This window comes from Alloacidobacterium sp. (genome assembly GCF_035631355.1).
In the GTDB taxonomy this organism is placed as follows: domain Bacteria; phylum Acidobacteriota; class Terriglobia; order Terriglobales; family Acidobacteriaceae; genus Alloacidobacterium.
The window spans coordinates 1-18,304 of sequence record NZ_DASQIX010000107.1; the positions used below are offsets into that span (position 1 = coordinate 1).

General features: G+C 55.9%; 17 protein-coding genes. 11 read left to right on the plus strand and 6 right to left on the minus strand.

Annotation, left to right across the window (positions count from 1 at the left end; all coding sequences use genetic code 11):
- Positions 1-131: 131 nt before the first annotated feature.
- On the minus strand, positions 132-1,016 hold the full coding sequence (locus tag VEV40_RS18865; protein WP_324834577.1) for an SPFH domain-containing protein: 885 nt from the start codon (positions 1,014-1,016) through the stop codon (positions 132-134).
- 355 nt (positions 1,017-1,371) lie between these two features.
- On the opposite strand from VEV40_RS18865, the gene VEV40_RS18870 reads away from it, so the two are divergent.
- The 9 genes from VEV40_RS18870 (at position 1,372) to VEV40_RS18910 (ending at position 10,088) form a co-directional block, all read left to right on the plus strand.
- Positions 1,372-2,745 carry a folylpolyglutamate synthase/dihydrofolate synthase family protein gene (locus tag VEV40_RS18870; RefSeq protein WP_324834579.1) on the plus strand — a complete coding sequence of 458 codons (1,374 nt, stop codon included), beginning with the start codon at positions 1,372-1,374 and terminating at the stop codon, positions 2,743-2,745.
- Entirely contained in the window at positions 2,742-3,566 is an 825-nt protein-coding gene (locus VEV40_RS18875; RefSeq protein WP_324834580.1) for a lysophospholipid acyltransferase family protein, read from the plus strand. Before VEV40_RS18870 ends, VEV40_RS18875 begins: the two co-directional genes overlap by 4 nt.
- Positions 3,563-4,300, plus strand: a complete 738-nt coding sequence (locus tag VEV40_RS18880) for a type 1 glutamine amidotransferase (protein WP_324834581.1) — start codon at positions 3,563-3,565, stop codon at positions 4,298-4,300. The genes VEV40_RS18875 and VEV40_RS18880 overlap by 4 nt, the downstream gene beginning before the upstream one ends.
- Positions 4,297-4,941 carry a 16S rRNA (guanine(527)-N(7))-methyltransferase RsmG gene (gene rsmG, locus VEV40_RS18885; protein WP_324834582.1) on the plus strand — a complete coding sequence of 215 codons (645 nt, stop codon included), beginning with the start codon at positions 4,297-4,299 and terminating at the stop codon, positions 4,939-4,941. The genes VEV40_RS18880 and rsmG overlap by 4 nt, the downstream gene beginning before the upstream one ends.
- A gap of 234 nt (positions 4,942-5,175) precedes the next feature.
- Positions 5,176-6,021, plus strand: coding sequence for a ParA family protein (locus tag VEV40_RS18890; protein WP_324834584.1), 846 nt, complete (start codon positions 5,176-5,178; stop codon positions 6,019-6,021).
- Between the two features lie 48 nt (positions 6,022-6,069).
- Positions 6,070-6,987, plus strand: a complete 918-nt coding sequence (locus VEV40_RS18895) for a ParB/RepB/Spo0J family partition protein (protein WP_324834585.1) — start codon at positions 6,070-6,072, stop codon at positions 6,985-6,987.
- Between the two features lie 82 nt (positions 6,988-7,069).
- The gene (locus tag VEV40_RS18900) at positions 7,070-7,381 is read left to right on the plus strand and encodes a hypothetical protein (protein WP_324834586.1); all 312 of its coding nucleotides are present in this window, start codon (positions 7,070-7,072) and stop codon (positions 7,379-7,381) included.
- A 44-nt stretch (positions 7,382-7,425) separates the two neighbouring features.
- Positions 7,426-8,124 carry an energy transducer TonB gene (locus VEV40_RS18905; protein ID WP_324834588.1) on the plus strand — a complete coding sequence of 233 codons (699 nt, stop codon included), beginning with the start codon at positions 7,426-7,428 and terminating at the stop codon, positions 8,122-8,124.
- A 38-nt stretch (positions 8,125-8,162) separates the two neighbouring features.
- The gene (locus VEV40_RS18910) at positions 8,163-10,088 is read left to right on the plus strand and encodes a family 43 glycosylhydrolase (RefSeq protein WP_324834590.1); all 1,926 of its coding nucleotides are present in this window, start codon (positions 8,163-8,165) and stop codon (positions 10,086-10,088) included.
- 51 nt (positions 10,089-10,139) lie between these two features.
- Here VEV40_RS18910 and VEV40_RS18915 read toward each other — a convergent pair whose 3' ends face one another.
- From VEV40_RS18915 to VEV40_RS18930, 4 genes are all read right to left on the minus strand, one after another.
- Entirely contained in the window at positions 10,140-10,568 is a 429-nt protein-coding gene (locus tag VEV40_RS18915; RefSeq protein ID WP_324834592.1) for a hypothetical protein, read from the minus strand.
- Positions 10,569-10,583: 15 nt separating this feature from the next.
- Complete coding sequence (locus VEV40_RS18920; RefSeq protein WP_324834594.1) at positions 10,584-11,450, minus strand: slipin family protein; 867 nt, start codon at positions 11,448-11,450, stop codon at positions 10,584-10,586.
- A 2-nt stretch (positions 11,451-11,452) separates the two neighbouring features.
- Positions 11,453-11,869 carry a GntR family transcriptional regulator gene (locus tag VEV40_RS18925; RefSeq protein ID WP_324834596.1) on the minus strand — a complete coding sequence of 139 codons (417 nt, stop codon included), beginning with the start codon at positions 11,867-11,869 and terminating at the stop codon, positions 11,453-11,455.
- A gap of 549 nt (positions 11,870-12,418) precedes the next feature.
- Complete coding sequence (locus VEV40_RS18930) at positions 12,419-13,108, minus strand: DNA-3-methyladenine glycosylase (RefSeq protein WP_324834597.1); 690 nt, start codon at positions 13,106-13,108, stop codon at positions 12,419-12,421.
- A gap of 126 nt (positions 13,109-13,234) precedes the next feature.
- On the opposite strand from VEV40_RS18930, the gene VEV40_RS18935 reads away from it, so the two are divergent.
- Both VEV40_RS18935 and VEV40_RS18940 read left to right on the plus strand, forming a co-directional pair.
- On the plus strand, positions 13,235-14,344 hold the full coding sequence (locus VEV40_RS18935; RefSeq protein ID WP_324834598.1) for a Rieske 2Fe-2S domain-containing protein: 1,110 nt from the start codon (positions 13,235-13,237) through the stop codon (positions 14,342-14,344).
- 110 nt (positions 14,345-14,454) lie between these two features.
- A complete protein-coding gene (locus VEV40_RS18940) occupies positions 14,455-15,729 on the plus strand; it encodes a GAF domain-containing SpoIIE family protein phosphatase (RefSeq protein WP_324834599.1) in 1,275 nt (424 codons plus the stop codon).
- On the opposite strand, the gene VEV40_RS18945 is transcribed toward VEV40_RS18940, so the two are convergent.
- The gene (locus tag VEV40_RS18945) at positions 15,726-18,200 is read right to left on the minus strand and encodes a DUF3536 domain-containing protein (protein WP_324834600.1); all 2,475 of its coding nucleotides are present in this window, start codon (positions 18,198-18,200) and stop codon (positions 15,726-15,728) included. The two genes, VEV40_RS18940 and VEV40_RS18945, sit on opposite strands and share 4 nt — an antisense overlap.
- Positions 18,201-18,304: the final 104 nt, after the last annotated feature.

Below are 18,304 nucleotides of genomic sequence, written 5' to 3' on the forward strand. Positions count from 1 at the left end.
CTCAAGCCAAGCTTGAATGGGGCACCCGCAGGTCCTTCGACTGCGCTCCACTTCGTTGCGCTCCGCTCAGGATGACAATTTCGGTTATGTGCAGATAATCCCATGTCTCTTCAAGACATGGGGCACCCAGATTATTTTGTATCTATCAGTGGAGACGCCTTTACTCCAGGGCCAATGAAGATGCACTTATTGGAACCAGTACATGCGGCCCTTTCCATATTGATTGCCTGAAGCTCCAGAAACTGTTCAGGCGAAAGACTCATTGCATTGCGGTAGGCGTTGTCTGCTTCTGCGCGGGACCTTTCAGCAGCCTGACGGGCATCCTCGGCCAACTTTGTCTGCTCTTCGGTATGTACACGTTGCTCTTGTTGTGCCGTCTCAATCCGTTGATTACGAACTGCGTCTGGCGGGTCTACTTTGCCGATCGTCACACCGTTGGGAGCCAGAACTACGGGCATATTGATTCGCTTGAGGTAAGCATCCATCGCAGCAGCCACCTCATTGTCTACCGCGTCTACCGCAGTCGCAGAGATCGCCATCTCATTCATGCCGCGCTTTCGGACGGCCTGGCGCACCTGACTCATAAACTCGCGCTCCACATTTTGTTCGTACCATGCTTCCCCGAAGCGCTTTATTAGATCGACTGAATCAGTGACTCTCACGCGAATCACGGCGTCGAAACTAAGCGGTATGCCATCACTGGACATAAGATTGTCAAATTTAATGTGAGATTGAGTTGGAGTCATCTGAACATAGACGACATCACTTGACAGGGCCTTATAAGTCAAGCCAGTTCTGACGGGTTCAGGGTCTACTCCGCCGTGACCAAAGAACCACGGCTTCTCTATGATCACGCCCTCGTATCCAGCATTAGGACTAGCTGTGCTGCATCCGCAAACAGCAAGCCCCATGAATGTTGCCACCATCATGCTAAGTAGTTTCATGTTTTCCTTTTTATTCGATTCGATTTGCAGCCCTCGCTTTCGCCGGATTGCAATGTACAGATCGCGGCGCATGAAATCGCTACAGGCTCCAAGGCATGAGCCAGCTTATCCTTGGAGAACAGCCCCACTCAAGCCAAAAGAAGGCTTGAATGGGGTACTCATGGGCCGGGCCTGAAGGCCTGCTTTTGCGCGCAGCTATTCCCCGCGCTAAAGCGCGGGGCTTCTACCTAAAAAACACCCGCAAGTCCTTCGACAAGCTCAGAGCAGGCTTTCGACTGCGCGCCTTTCCACCCCAGCGCACGAAAACCGCGTGTGCCGGGGACCCCGGTTTTGCGGTGCTTCGCTCAGGATGACAGTTTTGTTGGATGAGCCGTGGACGCTTTTCTAAATCGGATTCGCACTGCGGGGAATCCACTAAAATCAATCTATGTCATATGCTGCGGCCATTGAGAGTCTTTTTGCGCTGGCGGGAGAGCTGCATGCGCCTGCAGGACAGCCGCGGCGCAAGTTTGAGCTGGGGCAAATGCGCGTGCTTGCCGCGGCGCTGGGCGATCCGCAAATGCAGTTTCCATCGGTGCTGATTGCGGGGACGAATGGCAAGGGGTCAACTTCGGCGACGCTGGCGTCGATTCTGCGCGCGGCGGGATATCGCGTCGGGCTGTATACGTCGCCGCACCTGATGCGCGTGAACGAGCGCGTCTGGATTGACGGCAACGATATTTCCGACGACGACTTCGCGCGGTTTTATTTTCAGGTGGACGACACGGCGCGCAGGCTGGTGGACCAAGGACGGCTGCCTGACCATCCCAGCTTTTTTGAGAGCATGACGGCCCTGGCTTTCTGCGTGTTCGCAGAAGCGAAGATTGATATTGCGGTGCTCGAAGTGGGCATGGGAGGCAGGTTGGATGCGACCAACATTGTCGAGCCGCTGGTCTCTGTTATCACCGACATTTCGCTCGACCACATGGAGTGGCTAGGGCCAACGATTACCGCCATCGCCCATGAAAAGGCCGGCATTCTGCGGCAGAATGGCGTGATGGTAACGCTGCCGCAGCATCCGGAAGCAAACTATGCGCTGGGCGAAGTTGCCACCAGTCTCAACGTTCGCGGAGTGAATGCCGCGGAGTATATTCCATCGCGTACGACGCATTCTGATGCGGGCCGCAATCACTACGCGCTGCAAGTCAAAGGGTGGAGCATCGAAGTGGATTCGCCACTTGCCGGGCAGCACCAGCGGCGCAATCTGGCGCTGGCGATTGCGACGGCAGTAGAATTATGTAACTGTCACGGTTACAAAATTATTACTGCGAACATTGAGCAGGGCATACGGGACACACGCTGGCCGGGGCGCATGGAGCGCTTTGGCAATGTTTTGCTTGATGTGGGGCACAATCCGGCAGGCGCGTGGGCGCTGCGGTCGGTGCTGGCGGAGATGGAGACGCAAAAACAGATCCTTCACTCCGCTCAGGATGACAAATTTAGGAATGGTCAGGATGACAAACCAGTTGAGTTTAAGACGCTGATCTTTGGCTGCCTGGGGGACAAGCCGGTTGCGGAGCTGGCGCAGATTCTCTTTCCATTGTTTGACCATGTGCTGCTCACGCCGGTGGATTCGCCGCGCTCGGCTTCGATTGAGGAGTTGAGTAAAGCTGCGGACGCGGTGGGGGCGGACTTTGAGCTGTGCGCCGATGGGGAGCGCGCGCTGGAACGGGCGAAGAAGTTGACGCCGCCGGATGGGCTGATTGTTGGCACCGGGTCGGTTTATCTTGTGGGGGTACTGCGACGGGAGCTTGCCCGATGACACGCCGCCCACTGGGACCGCGACCCGATCCGCTGCCGCTGTCAAACCGCCTGCTGTCATTCTGCGTTCAGGCTCCAGCATTTTTTGCCGCGACGGCTTTTTTTGGCAGTCTTTCGCTGGCTGCGTCGCTGTTTGAGAAAGACGGCAAACGGCAGCATCGCATTGCGCAGGCATGGGCCAGGACTTCAGTCAGGGTGAGCGGCTGCCCGTTGACGGTAATTGGCGGAGAAAACCTGCGCAAGCATGAAGTCGCGGTTTATGCCTGCAATCACCTCTCTTATATGGATACGCCGTTCATCTTTTCGAGCCTGCCGTTCCAGTTCCGCATTGTGGCCCGGCACGACCTATGGAAGCTTCCTTTCATCGGCTGGCATCTGCAGCGTTCGGGGCAGGTTCCGGTGAACGTCGATAATCCACGGGCGTCGATTGCCAGCCTGGGCGGGGCGGTAAAGACGCTGAAATCCGGCATGCCGCTTTTTATTTTCCCAGAGGGAGGGCGAAGCGAGGACGGGCATCTGGCGCCTTTTCTGAATGGGCCTGCGTTTATGGCTATTCGCGCGCAGGTTCCGATTGTGCCCATGGCTCTGGTAGGGACGCATGAACTGCTGCCAATCCACACGGGGCAATTTTATCCGGTGCCGATTACGCTGGCCGTAGGTGAGCCGATTGAAACCACGGGATACTCGACGCGCCAGTCAGATGAGTTGACGGCGCGGCTGAGCGATGAAATCTGCCGCCTCTATTATGCGCATTCGTATTTGCAGACGCCAGCGGAACCTTCGCTGGAGGCGATTACCGAGATTCCGGAGAACGCCGTATGAGCAGCCAGAAGCCGCGCATTGCTATTCCCGAGCCCACTTCTACCGACCCGGCATATAACCAGCGCAGCTGGCGACAATATGCGGAGGCGGTTGAAGAGTCGGGTGGAGTTGCGGTCAGGGTTTCGTTGTCCAAATCTCCGGTGGCAGTGGCGGATCTTGTCGCTTCCTGCTCGGCTGTGCTGCTGCCGGGGAGTCCGGCCGATGTCAATCCTCACAAATACGGGCAGGAGCCGATACCGGAGTGCGCGGCGGCCGATTCAGCACGCGAGGCTGTGGATGAGCTTCTGCTGCAAGATGCTTTCAACCTGCACAAGCCGCTACTGTGCATCTGCTATGGGGCACAGTCGTTGAATGTTTGGAAGGGCGGAACGCTGGTTCAGCATTTGAGGACTGAGATTAATCACAAGGCGGGACGCGAAATTGCGGAGGCACATTCTGTCACCATTCCTCAAGGAGTCGAGCATTTGAAGGGCTTCGCGCCGTCGCTCCCAGTGAACAGCAGCCACCATCAGGCCATTTCCAGTCAGGGCGATGGTCTCGATGTGATTGCAACAGCGCCGGATGGCACGGTTGAGGCGGTCGAACAGCGCGGGGAACAGTTTGTGCTGGGGGTTCAATGGCATCCGGAGCGGACTTTTGCTGGAGATGCTGCTTCGCAAGTGATTTTCCGTGATTTCGTTGATGCGGCGAGAAACTGGAAGCCGCGAGAAGTCCGTGAGTCGGTTGCCCGATGATGGCAGTGGAGATCGAAGGCGCTGCTGCCGAAGCGGGCCTCGAAGCTTTAGGGGCGGAGACGGCTGGCCGCTTTGCCCAATATCTGGATCTGTTGCTGAAATGGAATGCCCGGCTAAATCTTACGGCTATTCGAGAGCCGAGAGAGATTGTGCAGAGGCACTTCATCGAGTGCATCTTCGCGGCCCGACATCTACCTGCGGAAATCTGCAGCCTTCTTGACTTTGGATCGGGCGGTGGTTTTCCCGGTATCCCCATTGCGCTTTGCCGTCCAGAGATACAAGTAACTCTGGGTGAATCACAGTCGAAAAAGGCGGCGTTTTTGCGAGAGGCAATCCGGATATTGGGGATCGGGAACGCTGAGGTCTACAACGGGCGTGTCGAATCGCTAAATCGGAAATTCGACGCAGTCACGCTTCGGGCAGTGGACAAGATGCAGGAGGCTTGCCGGGCGGCCATTCGCGATGTTGCGGTGGGGGGATATCTGATTTTGTTTCTCAGCGAGGGGGCTGCTCAGAATGTTGTTTCTGAGTTGGATCAGATCGACTGGACCAAGCCCATTCTTTTGCCTATCTCGACCCAGAGGTTTCTTTTGGTGGGCCGTAGCAGCAACGATGTTCCACGTGGAACACCTGGCGGATAAACGCAGCATAGCGCTCAAAATGTTCCACGTGGAACACGGGATGTTTTCCACGGATTACCTTTTTGGGTTCCCCTGCTTATAGCGTTCTTGGCTAATGGCTATCCTCCTACCCTGCAAATAGTTACAGCGCATTGCTTCCCGGCGCAGAAAAGTCTTCCACAATTTATGTCCAGTTCTGCACAGGCGGTGGTGATTGAATTTACGGCCCGCCGTCTTTAGTCTTTTCCTATTGTCATGAGCACGGTCCTGGCTGTCGTAAATCAAAAGGGTGGGGTGGGGAAAACCACGACCGCCATTAACCTTTCCGCCGCGCTCGCTCTTGAAGGTCTGAATACCCTTCTCGTGGATTGTGACCCACAGGCAAACTCAACCGGCGGGTATGGGTTCGCCCGCGACGATGAACGCCGGTCAATGTATGACATTCTTCTGGGCGAGGCGACGATAGAAGAGTCGATTCTGCCGACGGAGATTGACACGCTCAAGCTTGTGCCGTCGAATAAGAACCTGATTGGCGCGAATGTTGAGCTGATCCAACAGGAGAATCGTGCCCAGCGGCTGAAGGAATCTCTCACTGCGCAGCGGTCCAAATATGATTTCGTCGTTCTGGACTGCCCACCCGCGCTTGATCTGCTCACTCTGAACGCGCTGGTAGCGGCGGACAAGCTGCTTGTTCCGATGCAGGCCGAGTATTTTGCTCTGGAGGGTATCAGCGAGCTGATGCATACCCTCGACCGCGTCCGCGAGAGCTTCAACCCTGGACTCGAAATTGAAGGCGTGCTGTTGACGATGTATGACGACCGCACGAATCTCGCCCAGCAGGTGACGGAGAATCTGCGCGCCTATTTCAAGGACAAGCTGCTCAAGACTGCGATTCCGCGCAACGTCAGGCTGGCCGAGGCACCCAGCTATGGAAAGCCTGTCATTCTGTATGATCCGAAATCGCGCGGAGCAGAGAGCTATACCGAACTCGCGGACGAATTGCTGAAGCGCAACAACATTGAAAGCCCGAAGGCCAAAGAGCGCAAAGAGGCGGCGAACAGGCGCGGGAAGAAGGAAATCCGCTTCTGGCCTTATGCCTGAGTGGTCAACTGTGGGCCATTAAAGATTTACGACTGGAAGGAACGAGCTATGCCGACTGCAACTGAAACTCCGAAGCGGCGCGCACTGGGAAAAGGACTTGAGTCTCTGCTGCCGCGCGTACAGGCGACCATCGCCGCAGCGGCCGAGACTGCGCCGCAGCCGCCAGCCGAAGTGACGGGAAAGCCGCAGGAGATTCCGGTTGGCGAGATCGACCGCAATCCTTACCAGACGCGCAGCCGCGTTGATGAGCAGCAGTTGGCGGAGTTGGCAAATTCCATCGCCTCTGCGGGAGTCGTTCAGCCTATCGTAGTGCGTTTGTTGCCGAATGGACGATTTCAGCTGATTGCCGGCGAGCGCCGCTGGCTGGCTTCGCAGAAGGCGGGCAAGGAAACGGTTCCGGCGATCCTTCGCCAGGTTTCAGACGAGCAGGCGATGGAGATGACTATCGTCGAAAACCTGCAACGCGCCGATCTGAACCCGATGGAGCAGGCCCGGGCTTTTGAGCGCCTTGGGCGGGAATTCAAGCTGACGCAGGAGCAAATGGCGCAGCGCACGGGCAAAGACCGCGCCTCGGTGTCAAACTTTCTGCGCCTTCTGCGCCTGCCGGTCGAGGTGCAGGGCAAAGTCGAGGGCGGAGACCTAAGTTTCGGCCACGCTCGCGCTCTGCTGCCGCTCGAAAACCCGGAGACGATTCTGAAAGCCGCCCAGAAGATTGTGGCGCTTTCGATGTCGGTACGGCAGACGGAGGGCTATATCCAGGGCCTGCTGAATCCGGAAAAGAAAACAAGTAGCGAAAATAAGGCGAAGGAGCAGCCACTTGATCCGAACGTGCGTGAGGCCCAGGAACGGCTGCAGCGCTCACTTGGGCTCAAAGTGCGTATCGAGGACAAAAAGGGTCGAGGCCGCGTCATTATTGAATATTCGCGGCTGGAGGATTTTGATGCGTTGCTGGAGGCGTTGGGGTAGCGACGAGGCTAACACTTGTACGATCTGCTAATGTTTCGTGTTTGAGGATTGGCTTGAGGACCGCTACTATTGGCGTACATCCATGGGACAAGCAATTCGCACTCTCTTATTTACTTCCTGCCTAATTCCAGCTTCCTTCATCCTCAGCCAGACCACTCCCATTTCTATCGGTTCGGCCCTGCCGAAAGACCCTGCAATGCTTCTTGCAATGGCCAGAAGTCAGAATGGTCTGGATGCGCCCGGCCTACAACCATGGCATCTGAAAGCTAGTTACCAAACATTTGATGATAACGGTCAGCCGAAAGACACGGGCGTTTTCGAAGAGTGGTGGGCGGGGCCAAAACAATACAACGCAGCTATACAAGCAAAGACTTCACACAGACTGAATATGTAACTGATACAAGCACATATAGAACAGGCAGCGCCGAATACCTGCCGTTGGCAGAATCGCTCCTGGCGCCGCGTCTCCTTTCGCCCGTACCCGAAATCGACAATGACGTAGTCCTACTAAAGCGCAAACAGGACTTCGGGAAGACATCTCTCGAATGCGTGGTACTGGCGAGGAAGATGCAGAACCTAGTGTCGGCCCCTTCAGCTTTGTTTCCTACATATTGCTTTGATCCGGCCATGCCTATCCTGCGATGGAGCGGCTCATATGGCCAGCGCAATTCACTCTACAATCGCATCCTCATATCTCAAGGGAGATATATAGCGGGAGACCTGACAATCTCCGAGGACGACAATCGTCCGGTGCTTTCCGTGCACATCGATGCCCTCACGGCGCTGCAAAGCACTGGAACCGACCTTGCTCCTCCTGCTGACGCTATCCGCATAGAAACACCAGGAAAGGTAAAGGTGGAGCAGTCCGTAATGCAAGGCAGCATTATCAAGAAGGTGATGCCTCAATACCCCATGTCCGCAAAGCAAAGCCGCATTGAAGGGAAGGTGCTTGTACAAGCTGAAATTGGTGAAGATGGACATATCCATGAGATGAAAGTACTAAGTGCGCCTGACCCAAGCCTTGCCATTGCAGCTTTGCTGGCCGTCCACCAATGGGAATACAAACCCTACTTCCTTAATGGGAAACCAGTCCGTGTTCAGACCCAAATCACTGTCGTTTATCGACTAGGAGGCTGAAATTAGTCCTTTCAATCGCCAGCCTTTGCCATATCTGCATGGAAGCGCTTACACTCGCTCTGGCATTTGATCCTGCCCCCAAAAGGAGCTATGTCTATGGCCTTCCTTCAAGATTCCCTCCGGGCGAAAATCGGGCTGATGGTTTTAGTTGCGCTTACTTCGCTATCAGCGGAATTCGCGCTTGGGCAATCCGCATCGTCTACCGCCGCGCCAGTGAACTACGCGTGGCCCGCCAGCTATACCAATCCCTAACGCTCAATACCCCGAACCAGGGACCGGCTGTGAGCTGTCCTGATCCGGCCACGATTAAAGAACGCAGTAAAGGAACCGACACCTGGTATTTGTATTGCACCGGCGATCCGCTCAATTCGAGCGATGTGGATGCGAATGGAAATCTAAGGCCGCACCTGATTTTGCAGTTCCGCTCTTACGATCTCGTTCACTGGACATATATTGGCGACGCTTTCACGCAGACACCTGCGTGGGTTGGGAATGCAACCAATCAATTCTGGGCGCCGGCCATTAAATATTTCAACAATAAGTACTACCTATACTTTGTTGCGCCGAATACCCCGCAAGGCGGCAGCGCGATTGGCGTGGCTACCAGCGCAAGCCCGGCGGGACCATGGGTGGACAGCGGGGCTCCGGTCGTGGCGCCGGAGAACAATCCCTATAACAACTCTTTCAAGCGAGCTGTTATTGATCCGGATGTGATTGAGGACAACTCCGGGCAGCGCTATATCGCGTATGGCAGCTTCAATGGCGGCATCAGCATTCGCAAGCTCTCCGCAGACGGACTTACCTCGGACCCTTCTTCAGAAACGCAAATTGCCATCGACAACTACTACGAAGGCGCGAATTTCTGGAAACACGACGGCTATTACTATCTGTTGGTCTCCTCAGCCAACTGCTGCGACGGTCCGCTTAGCGGATACAGCGTGCATGTGGGCCGCGCTCTGTCTCCCCTGGGGCCATTTCTTGATCAGAATGGCGTATCGCTGAATACGTTCGCTCCCGGCGGCACATTTGCAAGCGCGGCCAATGGAAACCACTGGGGAGGGCCGGGGGGCAATGTCGTGTTTGAGGACGATTCCGGACGGGACTATATGCTGTATCACGCCATAGACCTGAACGCTCCTTATTTTGACAGCTTTCCCGGTGCGACGCGCCGTCCGGTGCTGATCGATCCGATTGACTGGGTAGACGACTGGCCTGTTGTGCGCGGCGGATTCTACGCATCCGCGAATCCACAACCGGCACCAGCAGCGCAGCCCTGGCAGTACAACGACTACGTCCCGAAAATTGACACGCAGATGGATTTACTGGGCGCAAAGATTGCCAGCCTCTCAGATGAATTCAACAGCACGACGCTTTCGCCGCATTGGCATTTCATTCATCCGCAGGCCGACAATACTTACACCCTGACCGGGAGCGCTTACGAGGTGCGGACGAAGGGGCCCGACGAAAATGGTGACCCCACCCACGTTTCTATTCTTGCTGAGCCTGTGCCGACGAGCGGCGACTGGATGGTGGAGACAAAGGTCACGACCAGCGTGCCGTTCAATAACTCATGCTGTTTCAACTTTGCGCAGGGAGCCTTGTTCATTTATCTGAATGACCAGAACAGCATTAAGCTCGATGTGGTGCCGATCTTCGATACGCGTCAGACCGAGTTCGGCAAGCAGGTGGGGCCTATACCGGCGAACTATCCAACCTACGATCATCAGGTCATCGGCCCAGCGGGGGCAACTACGTGGCTGCGGATTGTCCGCCGCGCGAATGGAAGTTCCGGCGAACTTTATACCGGATATACCTCGAATGATGGGGTGCACTGGGTCAAGGGCGGAGTGTGGCAGCACCAGCTGGGGGCGAGCGCGCAAATCGGCATCTCGGCGGAAAACACGCCCGGCTTCACGATGGATTTTGACTACGTGCATGTTTACCGGCTGAAGCCGGAGAATTAATTCACTGCTGGCCGGGCCCTCATTTAGGCCGATGAGAGCTGGCCAGCGTGGTTACTCTGGCGAAGACTTGCTGTACTGAACCTTCTCCATCTTGGCGATTGGGCTATCGGCGCCGCAGTTCAGGCAGTGGATTTTGGCCTTTTCGGCGGCTGTCATTGCGACTGAAAACTGCATTGCGTGTTCGTCATTTTTCCGTTTTATCTCAAACGTGAGCACGTTCCCCTGCAGATGCGGGTTCATGAGCACATGCGTGTCGCTGCCGATGACATGCGCCACACCCCCTTTATTACTTACCATGTTCAAGACGACAGTTCCTCCGATCTCGCCTGTGTCCGCGGCGAGAGTCAGGATTACTCCAGGTTGGCCGTCGAGGTCGCCTTGCCAGACTCCTGTCCACGCCGCATTATTTGCAGACTGGGCTATGAGACCAGAGATAAGAATTGTCGATAGACATGCGGTAATTAAAATTCTGCGCTTCATCGTCATACCTCCTTGTCACGGATTGACCGGATGATTGACAGCGGAGACGGCCAGCGTTCCGCCGAGCCCCATTGTCTCGATGGCGGACGAAGGGACGACGACCATGGCGCCTTTTTCGCGGATGGCCTCGTACAGCATGTTCATGCCGCGCAGATGCAGAGCGCCTGGATTGTCGTTGTAGACGCGCGAGGCCTGCGCGAACTGATCGGAGACCTGGACTTCTGCTTCGCCTAAGATCACACGCGCCTGCCGTTCGCGTTCGGCCTGGGCCTGCTGCGACATCGCATTTTCCAGCGCCTGCGGAATGCGCACATCGCGGATTTCCACCGACTGGACGGTGATGCCCCAGGGGGTGGTCTTTTCGTCGAGGATCTTCTGTAATTCGTGGCCGAGGGTTTCGCGCTCGGTAATCATCTGCGCAAGGTGATGGCGGCCGATGGATTCGCGCAGCGCGGTTTGCGCGCTTAAGGTGATGGCCTGGACAAAGTCTTCCACTTCCAGAATGGATTTCTCCGCGTTCCAGACGAGCCAGAAAACAATCGCATCGACGTTGACCGGAACCGTGTCGCGCGTGAGGGTTGACTCGGCGCTTACGGTCGCGACGCGCACCCGCTGGTCCACATAACGGCTGATTGTGTCTATGACTGGAACGATGAGGAAGACGCCGGGACCGCGCAGACCGCGATAGTGTCCGAAGCGCAGCAGTGCGACTTTCTCCCACTGGTCGACGACCTTGATGGCGAACAGAAAGTAAGCGCCGACGAGAACGCCGGCGATGATAAAGTATGGCGTCTTCGTCCAGTGCGCCGCCTCAAATCCAATCCAAACGCAGATTAGTGAAACCACTATTCCGACGGTGCTGAATCGCTTACGAAGATACATGACTACCTCCTTTTGGAGCTGCCTTCCTGCGCCAGCTTGCGGAGCGCGTTTTGCAACTCCTCGACACTGAAGCCGGCAGAGCCGGCACGGGATACGAATTCTTCCACCAACTGCCCCAGCTTCCGCGCGCGTTCGTCCTTTGAATACTCAACGTTCCGCTCGGCGATGAATGTGCCTGAACCTTGCTGGGTATCGAGTATGCCGCGAATTTCCATTTCCCGATAAGCCCGGATGACCGTGTTCGGGTTAATGGTGAGATCGACAGCCACCTGGCGGACGGTGGGAAGCTGATCGCCAGCATGTAATGCGCTTGTGGCAATCGCGGCCTGCACCTGGTCGATCAACTGGCGGTATACGGGGACGCCGCTTTGTGAATCGAGTCGGAAGGCGAAGGCCGCGAGCTTGGGGGCTGAGTTCATCTGGAATAATAATGTACTAGTGTATTAGTACAATGTCAAGAAGAATTTTCCTTCTTTTTTGCTCTTTTCCTTGGTCAGATATTCTGAACTGCGAAAGCCGGGGCTAAAGCCCCTTTCATAGTGCCGCATATTTCACCGGCCTAAAGGCCGGTGCTTCTACCCAGAGCCTTTCTTAGATGGTGTGCCCTTGAAAATTGGGGTATTGCGCCTCTTCCGATGGCCTGAGACTATGAATTGGCATGGCGAAATGGCCAAAATCCAAAGGTGTACAGGCGACTATCGCTGTTGCCGCGCTTCTCGCTGCAATCTGTGTGTTCCTTCAGATAGCAATGACATCTTTCAATAATTTCTATTTCGGCCCTCATAAAGCGTACCCATATCCGTATCCTGACGCTCATACTGCTCAAATGGCGCTCTATCGTGATTGTGGCCTAACCATGCTGGCAGTTTTTGCTGTCGCGTTTACGATCCAGCGCCTATTCACTGCGTCTCATCGCAGCTAAATCCCAACCTGCACACCACCCAATCCTATAAAGTCGCGGCGACAAATTATTCGGGCGGGGGCGAAGGCTTTCCGTACAAATCGCAGGCGCGCCACAGGTACCAGCTTGCTACTGAGCGCCAGGGCTTCCATTTCTCGCTGCGACGCAGCATTTCGGCTGGTTTGGCGAGCATGGTTGCGTCGAAGGGTTTATGCTTTGGCAGTTTTTTGAATGTCAGGGAGAACCCTTTGCGAACGCCGTAGTCGGTCAGGGGAAATACATCGGGGCGGCCCAGGCGGAAGATGAGCAGCATCTCGACTGTCCAAGGGCCGATGCCGCGCACCTGCGTCAGTCGGTCGAGAATTTCGGCGTCGGGCATGCGGCGGATGGCGGTGAGCGTGGGCACGGTGCCATCGAGGGTTTTGGCGGCAAGATCGCGCAGCGCTTTACTTTTGCTTCCGGATAGCCCTGCTGAGCGCAGCATGTCGCCGCTTGCGCCCAGCAGGTGTTCCGGGCTGGGATGAATTTCGCCAAAGAGCGTGAGTAGGCGCTTAAGAATTGCGGCTGCGGCTTTTCCGTGGAGCTGTTGGTAGATGATGGATTCGAGCAGCGCTTCGAACGGTGAGTGCTGGCTCTTGAGTTTCAGTGAGTAGGGCCCGGCGCGCTGGATGAGCTGGCCGAGTTTCGGGTCGGCTGCGGTGAGTTCGCGGATGGCAAGGGCAGCATCGTATCGTACGGGGCGTCGTCCGTCGGTCATCGGTGACAAGTGTACGCGAATTTCGGGCCTAATGGAGAATAAACGGCGAAGAAAGAGGGCGTCTGGCTTCCCACTGTACGGGAACCTTTGAAGGCGAAGAGGTGGCGCCAGCTATAGTGAAAAAGAATGGCCACCAAGCTCACATCTATCACTTCACCGCAAGGCCCGAGTACCGCACTTATCTATAACGATTGGTATCCGGCGATGCGGAGCGAGTTGCTGCGGGGGAAGGAATTGGCAACGGCTATGCTTATGGGCATTCCGCTGGTGCTGGGGCGGCGCGCTGATGGACGACTCTTCGCGATGCGCGACAGCTGTCCGCATCGCGGCATTCCACTTTCATATGGATGGTTTGATGGGCGGAGACTGACCTGCAAGTATCACGGATGGAGCTTTGAGCCATGCAGCGGGCAGTGCGTGAAGATTCCTTCGCTGACCGGCCGCGACACGCTTGATCCGACGCGCATCTACGGAACGGCCTTTCCGTGCGAAGAGCGCGACGGTTATGCCTGGGTCTATGTTCCTGAACCTGGCTCTGGCCGAGTGCGCGCGGATGAAGCTGCGTTGCCATCTGTTCCGGAGACACCGAAATTCGGGCCGCGTTTTCGCAGCCAGCACCTCACCGCTGATCTCCCCTGTAACGTGGACCATGGCATTATCGGGTTAATGGACCCGGCGCACGGTCCGTTTGTGCATCAGGCGTGGTGGTGGCGCAAGCAGAGCAGCATTCACGAGAAGGAAAAGCACTTCGAACCCATCGAGCAGGGTTTCCGCATGGCCTCGCATACTCCATCAGCCAATAGCGCGCCATATAAGCTGCTCGGAGTTTACGGGGAGCCGATTACGACGACTATCGATTTCGTGCTGCCCAACCGGCGATATGAAGCGATTCGCGCTGGAGACAAGTGGTTTTCCAGCCTCACTACTGTAACTCCTACAGTTGCAAATGCCTGCCGTATTGATGTTTATGCGACCTGGAATGTGTTTTATCGCATTCCATTTGTAACTTCCATTGCTACGTTTTTCGGAAAACGGTTTGTTGAACAGGACCAGGTCACAATGATTCAGCAGGCGGAAGGATTGAAGTATGACCCTACCCTCATGCTCATTGACGATGCTGACCGTCCGGCAAAATGGTACTTCGCGCTGAAACAGGCGCGGCTTGAAGCGGCATCGACTGGCCAGCCTATGCGGCATCCCATGACTGGGCCAGTCACGCTGCGCTGGCGCAGTTAACACCTTTATCTTCAATAGCAAATAGATTGAATCGCCGCGAGCACAGTTGCATCTAAACGGCAATTGTTGAGCACGCGCTCATAACTTCTCCGCTAAACCAGGAGAACCAGATGGGAACCATTCCGATTTCTTCAGAAGACCAGGGAGTTTTGGCCTCGTCCACGCATGCAGCCTGCGAATTCGTTCAGGTATTGATGAAGATGCAGCGCGCGGCGCAGCTCATTACATCGACTCTCGACCTTGAGCAGATCCTTGACCGTGTGGTGAATGATCTGGCGAGTTCCCTTGGCAGCGTCGAGGTTGCCATCTGGCTGCGTCACCCTGACACTGACGAAATGGTGTTGCAGGGTGTTCGGGGATGCAAGCTCTTCAAAAAAGGTTCGCGCCTGAAAATCGGACGAGAGGGCATTGTAGGCCGTGTCTCTTCAACCGGGCAGATGTACTATGCTCCGGACGTTCGCCTCGATCCGTACTATATTGCCTGCGAGCCGGAGACGCGTTCTGAAGCCAGTATCCCGATGAAGATTGGTGGTCAGGTCATCGGTGTTTTCTCTGTGGACCATACCGAGGTGAACGCCTTCTCTGAAAATCAACTGCTCGTTCTCGAAGCGCTTGCCGGACATATTGCTGTCGCCATCGAAAATGCGCGCCTCTTTCAACTGGAGCGCGTGGAGCGCGAGCGGATGCAGCAGGAAGCTGACGACGCGCGCGCCATGCAGCAGGCGCTCTTTCTTAAAGCGACGCCACTCGTACGAGGTTTTACTTTTGAGACGGCATGGCATCCGGCAGGATCAGTCGCCGGCGACTGGTTCGACTTTATCGATCTCGGCGACGAGCGTTACGGCATTGTTCTGGCCGATGTTTCCGGCAAGGGCATGTCTGCCGCCCTGCTCATGTCGGCGACGCGCGCTATCCTGCGATCGCTTGTCAAGCTGCATCCGTCGCCGGGAGAAACACTTGCGCATCTCAACCAGACATTACTCGAAGATTTTCCCCCGGGAAAATTCGTGACCATGATCTATGCTGTGCTCGACGCCAATTCGCGGGAAGTGACCATTGCCAGCGCCGGACATCTGCGTCCTCTCGTGATCAACAGGCATAACCGCTTCCTTGATGTGGAACCGGGACTGCCGCTCGGGCTGGCTGCGGGACCGTATCCTGAAACCACACTCCGGCTGGATCCCGGTACGCATCTGCTGTTCTATACCGACGGCATTACCGAGGCTACGAACGGCCATGAAGAGGAGTACGGAGCGAACCGGCTGCTAGAACACTTTCAGCAGTATGACGCTTGCGTGAATGGGCTTATCGATGAAGTACGGGAGTTCGGCGAGGGATCAATCCGCGCAGACGACGCCACGGCTGTGCTCATTCGCAGCCGTTAACGTTGCGGCTGCTGGTCCTCGTCTTCTTCCACTACCAGCTCGTCTACTCGAATATTCATTTGCCTGCCCAGTTCCAGGAATTTTTTCTCCCAATCTTCGGGCATTTCCTGCCTGCGCGAAAGTTTCAGGATGTCGTACCAGATGTTCTGCGCCTGCCAGATGTTCAACTCAAACGGCAGCTCCTTAAGCGTTCGCGCGGTGAGCAAGGCGTCATCCAGGAGCGCAATATTTTTGAAGTCTTCCTGCAAGCGCACCATCACTCGCTTCATTTTTTGGTCGGAGATGAAGCTGAGCGTGCTTCTATCTACTTCAACCTTGTCGCCTGCAGCCAGCCCGCGCAAGGCGCGCACCTGTAACGCATCGATAGGATCGCTTTCGAGAGCGCGACGCAGGCCGGCATTCACGGCAAAGGTTGCAGCCATGCTCAACGCAGGTGGTTTTGGCAATCCAGCCTGTCCCAGGAAATGCAGCAATGCCGCATGGTCCTCGTAGATTTTGATCAGGCTCGACTCCACTTCAGTAATCGTCGATTCCAGAATCAGCTTTATGATGCGGCGCTGCTCGTCTTTAAAGAGTGACTGGATGCTGTAGGTCTGACTGTTGAAGTGCTGGTCAAAGAGGCGAATCAGCGCGGGAAAATCCGCGCCAATTACCGCAGACCGGGCCTTCTCCACGAAATCTTGATATTCCTTGGCCTGCGATGGGTCGTAGGGCTTTACCACGGCGGTAATGTTCTGGTCGCCAAAGTGGACAACAGCGAAGATGACTGTCTCCGGCTCCTGGGTGATTTGAGAAGCGACGCGCGCCTGCCCGAACAGCAGCCGGCCACGGCCGGAGGTGACGACTTCGTAGGTGAGCCTGCGAATGGAATAACAGAAAAGCTCCGCCTCATCCGGATAGCTGGTGAAGATCGAGCTGATGGCGTAGTGTGCCGCCACCTGCTGCAATCCCACCTTTAATTTCCTGATCTCACGCTCATAAATGGCTGCGCCATCTTTCAGTTCGGGAATGTTGCTCTTAGCTTTGCGCAGAATCTCTATGAATTGTGGTTCCAGCTTTGCGCCTTCTTCACCGAATACTTCAGCTGCAAGCTGCAGCACGCGGCCCGCATAGGCAATGATCTGCACGGTTTCAATGCCGGAAATTTCATCGAAGAACCAACCACAGCTTGTATACATCAACAGCGCGTGGCGCTGCATTTCCATCAACTTCAGCCCTGTGATGCGCTCCTCGGCATTGAGCTCGTGGGTGGTCTGCGTTTCCAGAAATTTTGCTGTTGTTGCGGTATTGCGATCGAGAACAGCGGTGATGTAAGCGTCTCGTGCGGCCCACACATCATTGAAGAGCGGGGCTGCGGCTTTTTCCGTCAGTGGAGCAACGGCATCGCGAAGCCAGTCGAAGGCTTCGCGCAGCGGCTTTCTCCACTCCTGGCTCCAACCGGGATGAGAGTTGCATCCGCAGTTCGAGCGCCATCTCTCCACACCGTGCGCGCAGCTCCATGATGTGTTTTCGACGATCTGCGCTTCGTGTGCCGGGGGGAATTTTTCCAGGAACTCAGGGTAGTTGATCAACTGGGCATCGCCACTTTTTTCGATCAGTTTCAAGGCATAGGAGAGCGCCATTTCGCCGTGCTTGTGGTGATGGCCATAGCTCTCGCCGTCGGTAGCGATGTGCACGATTTGCGGCGTTTCATCCTCGCAGAAGCCGCCCATTAAACGCGCGGCGAAGTTGTCGCCGCTGTTCAAAATGCCTTCAAAGGCGACAGCGCGAGATCGTTCGCCGTCGTAGAAGAAGACGGCAATCTCACGTCCGGTTTTCAGTTTCACCGTATATGGATGGCGGGTATTGAGCGTCTCCGCATTCGTTTCTGTCCACGAGGTTTCCTCTTTGTCTCCATTCTTCGCAAGATTGCGTACGCGGGCGCACTGTCCCGGAGCGAGAACTGTGAAGCGGATGCCGTGATCGGCCAACAGTTCGAGTGTTTCCGTATTGACGGCGGTTTCCGCCAGCCACATACCCTCAGGCTTGCGTCCGAAACGCCGCATGAAATCGGCGATGCCCCAGCGAATCTGTGTGACTCGATCGCGCGTGTTAGCCAGCGGCATGATGATGTGGTTGTAGACCTGCGCCATTGCGGAGCCATGTCCGGAGAACCGCTTACGGCTTGCGCGGTCGCCTTCGATTACCATGCAGTAGGTGCGCGGCGCATTTGCTTCCAGCCATGAGAGCAGTGTTGGGCCGAAGTTGAAGCTGATGTGCGAATAGTTGTTCAGAATGCGCGTAATTTCATTCTGCTTATTTACGATGCGTGAAGCGCCGTTTACCGCGTAACACTCGGAAGTGATGCGCTCATTCCAGTCGTGGAATGGCGCGGCAGAGTCCTGCGTCTCCACCTGCTCGAGCCAGGGATTCTCGCGGGGCGGTTGATAAAAGTGCCCATGGACGCAGACAAAATGTGCGGGGTTCGGCATGGGAGAGTTTTGCTCCGGTTGATTCAGCATTCCATTGTAAGATGCGGGACGAATTTCCATAGGTCGAGGCAGACCTGTACACTACCTCTTCCAAAGCGGAGAAA

What these genes read in the sequence shown, in the direction of transcription:
- VEV40_RS18940 (WP_324834599.1), top strand. Translation starts at nt 14,455, where the DNA reads ATGGGAACCATTCCGATTTCTTCAGAAGACCAGGGAGTTTTGGCCTCG.
- VEV40_RS18895 (WP_324834585.1), top strand. Translation starts at nt 6,070, where the DNA reads ATGCCGACTGCAACTGAAACTCCGAAGCGGCGCGCACTGGGAAAAGGA.
- VEV40_RS18935 (WP_324834598.1), top strand. Translation starts at nt 13,235, where the DNA reads ATGGCCACCAAGCTCACATCTATCACTTCACCGCAAGGCCCGAGTACC.
- VEV40_RS18875 (WP_324834580.1), top strand. Translation starts at nt 2,742, where the DNA reads ATGACACGCCGCCCACTGGGACCGCGACCCGATCCGCTGCCGCTGTCA.
- VEV40_RS18900 (WP_324834586.1), top strand. Translation starts at nt 7,070, where the DNA reads ATGGGACAAGCAATTCGCACTCTCTTATTTACTTCCTGCCTAATTCCA.
- VEV40_RS18920 (WP_324834594.1), bottom strand. Translation starts at nt 11,450, where the DNA reads ATGTATCTTCGTAAGCGATTCAGCACCGTCGGAATAGTGGTTTCACTA.
- VEV40_RS18910 (WP_324834590.1), top strand. Translation starts at nt 8,163, where the DNA reads ATGGAAGCGCTTACACTCGCTCTGGCATTTGATCCTGCCCCCAAAAGG.
- VEV40_RS18870 (WP_324834579.1), top strand. Translation starts at nt 1,372, where the DNA reads ATGTCATATGCTGCGGCCATTGAGAGTCTTTTTGCGCTGGCGGGAGAG.
- VEV40_RS18930 (WP_324834597.1), bottom strand. Translation starts at nt 13,108, where the DNA reads ATGACCGACGGACGACGCCCCGTACGATACGATGCTGCCCTTGCCATC.
- VEV40_RS18945 (WP_324834600.1), bottom strand. Translation starts at nt 18,200, where the DNA reads ATGCCGAACCCCGCACATTTTGTCTGCGTCCATGGGCACTTTTATCAA.
- VEV40_RS18925 (WP_324834596.1), bottom strand. Translation starts at nt 11,869, where the DNA reads ATGAACTCAGCCCCCAAGCTCGCGGCCTTCGCCTTCCGACTCGATTCA.
- VEV40_RS18865 (WP_324834577.1), bottom strand. Translation starts at nt 1,016, where the DNA reads ATGCGCCGCGATCTGTACATTGCAATCCGGCGAAAGCGAGGGCTGCAA.
- VEV40_RS18915 (WP_324834592.1), bottom strand. Translation starts at nt 10,568, where the DNA reads ATGAAGCGCAGAATTTTAATTACCGCATGTCTATCGACAATTCTTATC.
- VEV40_RS18880 (WP_324834581.1), top strand. Translation starts at nt 3,563, where the DNA reads ATGAGCAGCCAGAAGCCGCGCATTGCTATTCCCGAGCCCACTTCTACC.
- rsmG (WP_324834582.1), top strand. Translation starts at nt 4,297, where the DNA reads ATGATGGCAGTGGAGATCGAAGGCGCTGCTGCCGAAGCGGGCCTCGAA.
- VEV40_RS18890 (WP_324834584.1), top strand. Translation starts at nt 5,176, where the DNA reads ATGAGCACGGTCCTGGCTGTCGTAAATCAAAAGGGTGGGGTGGGGAAA.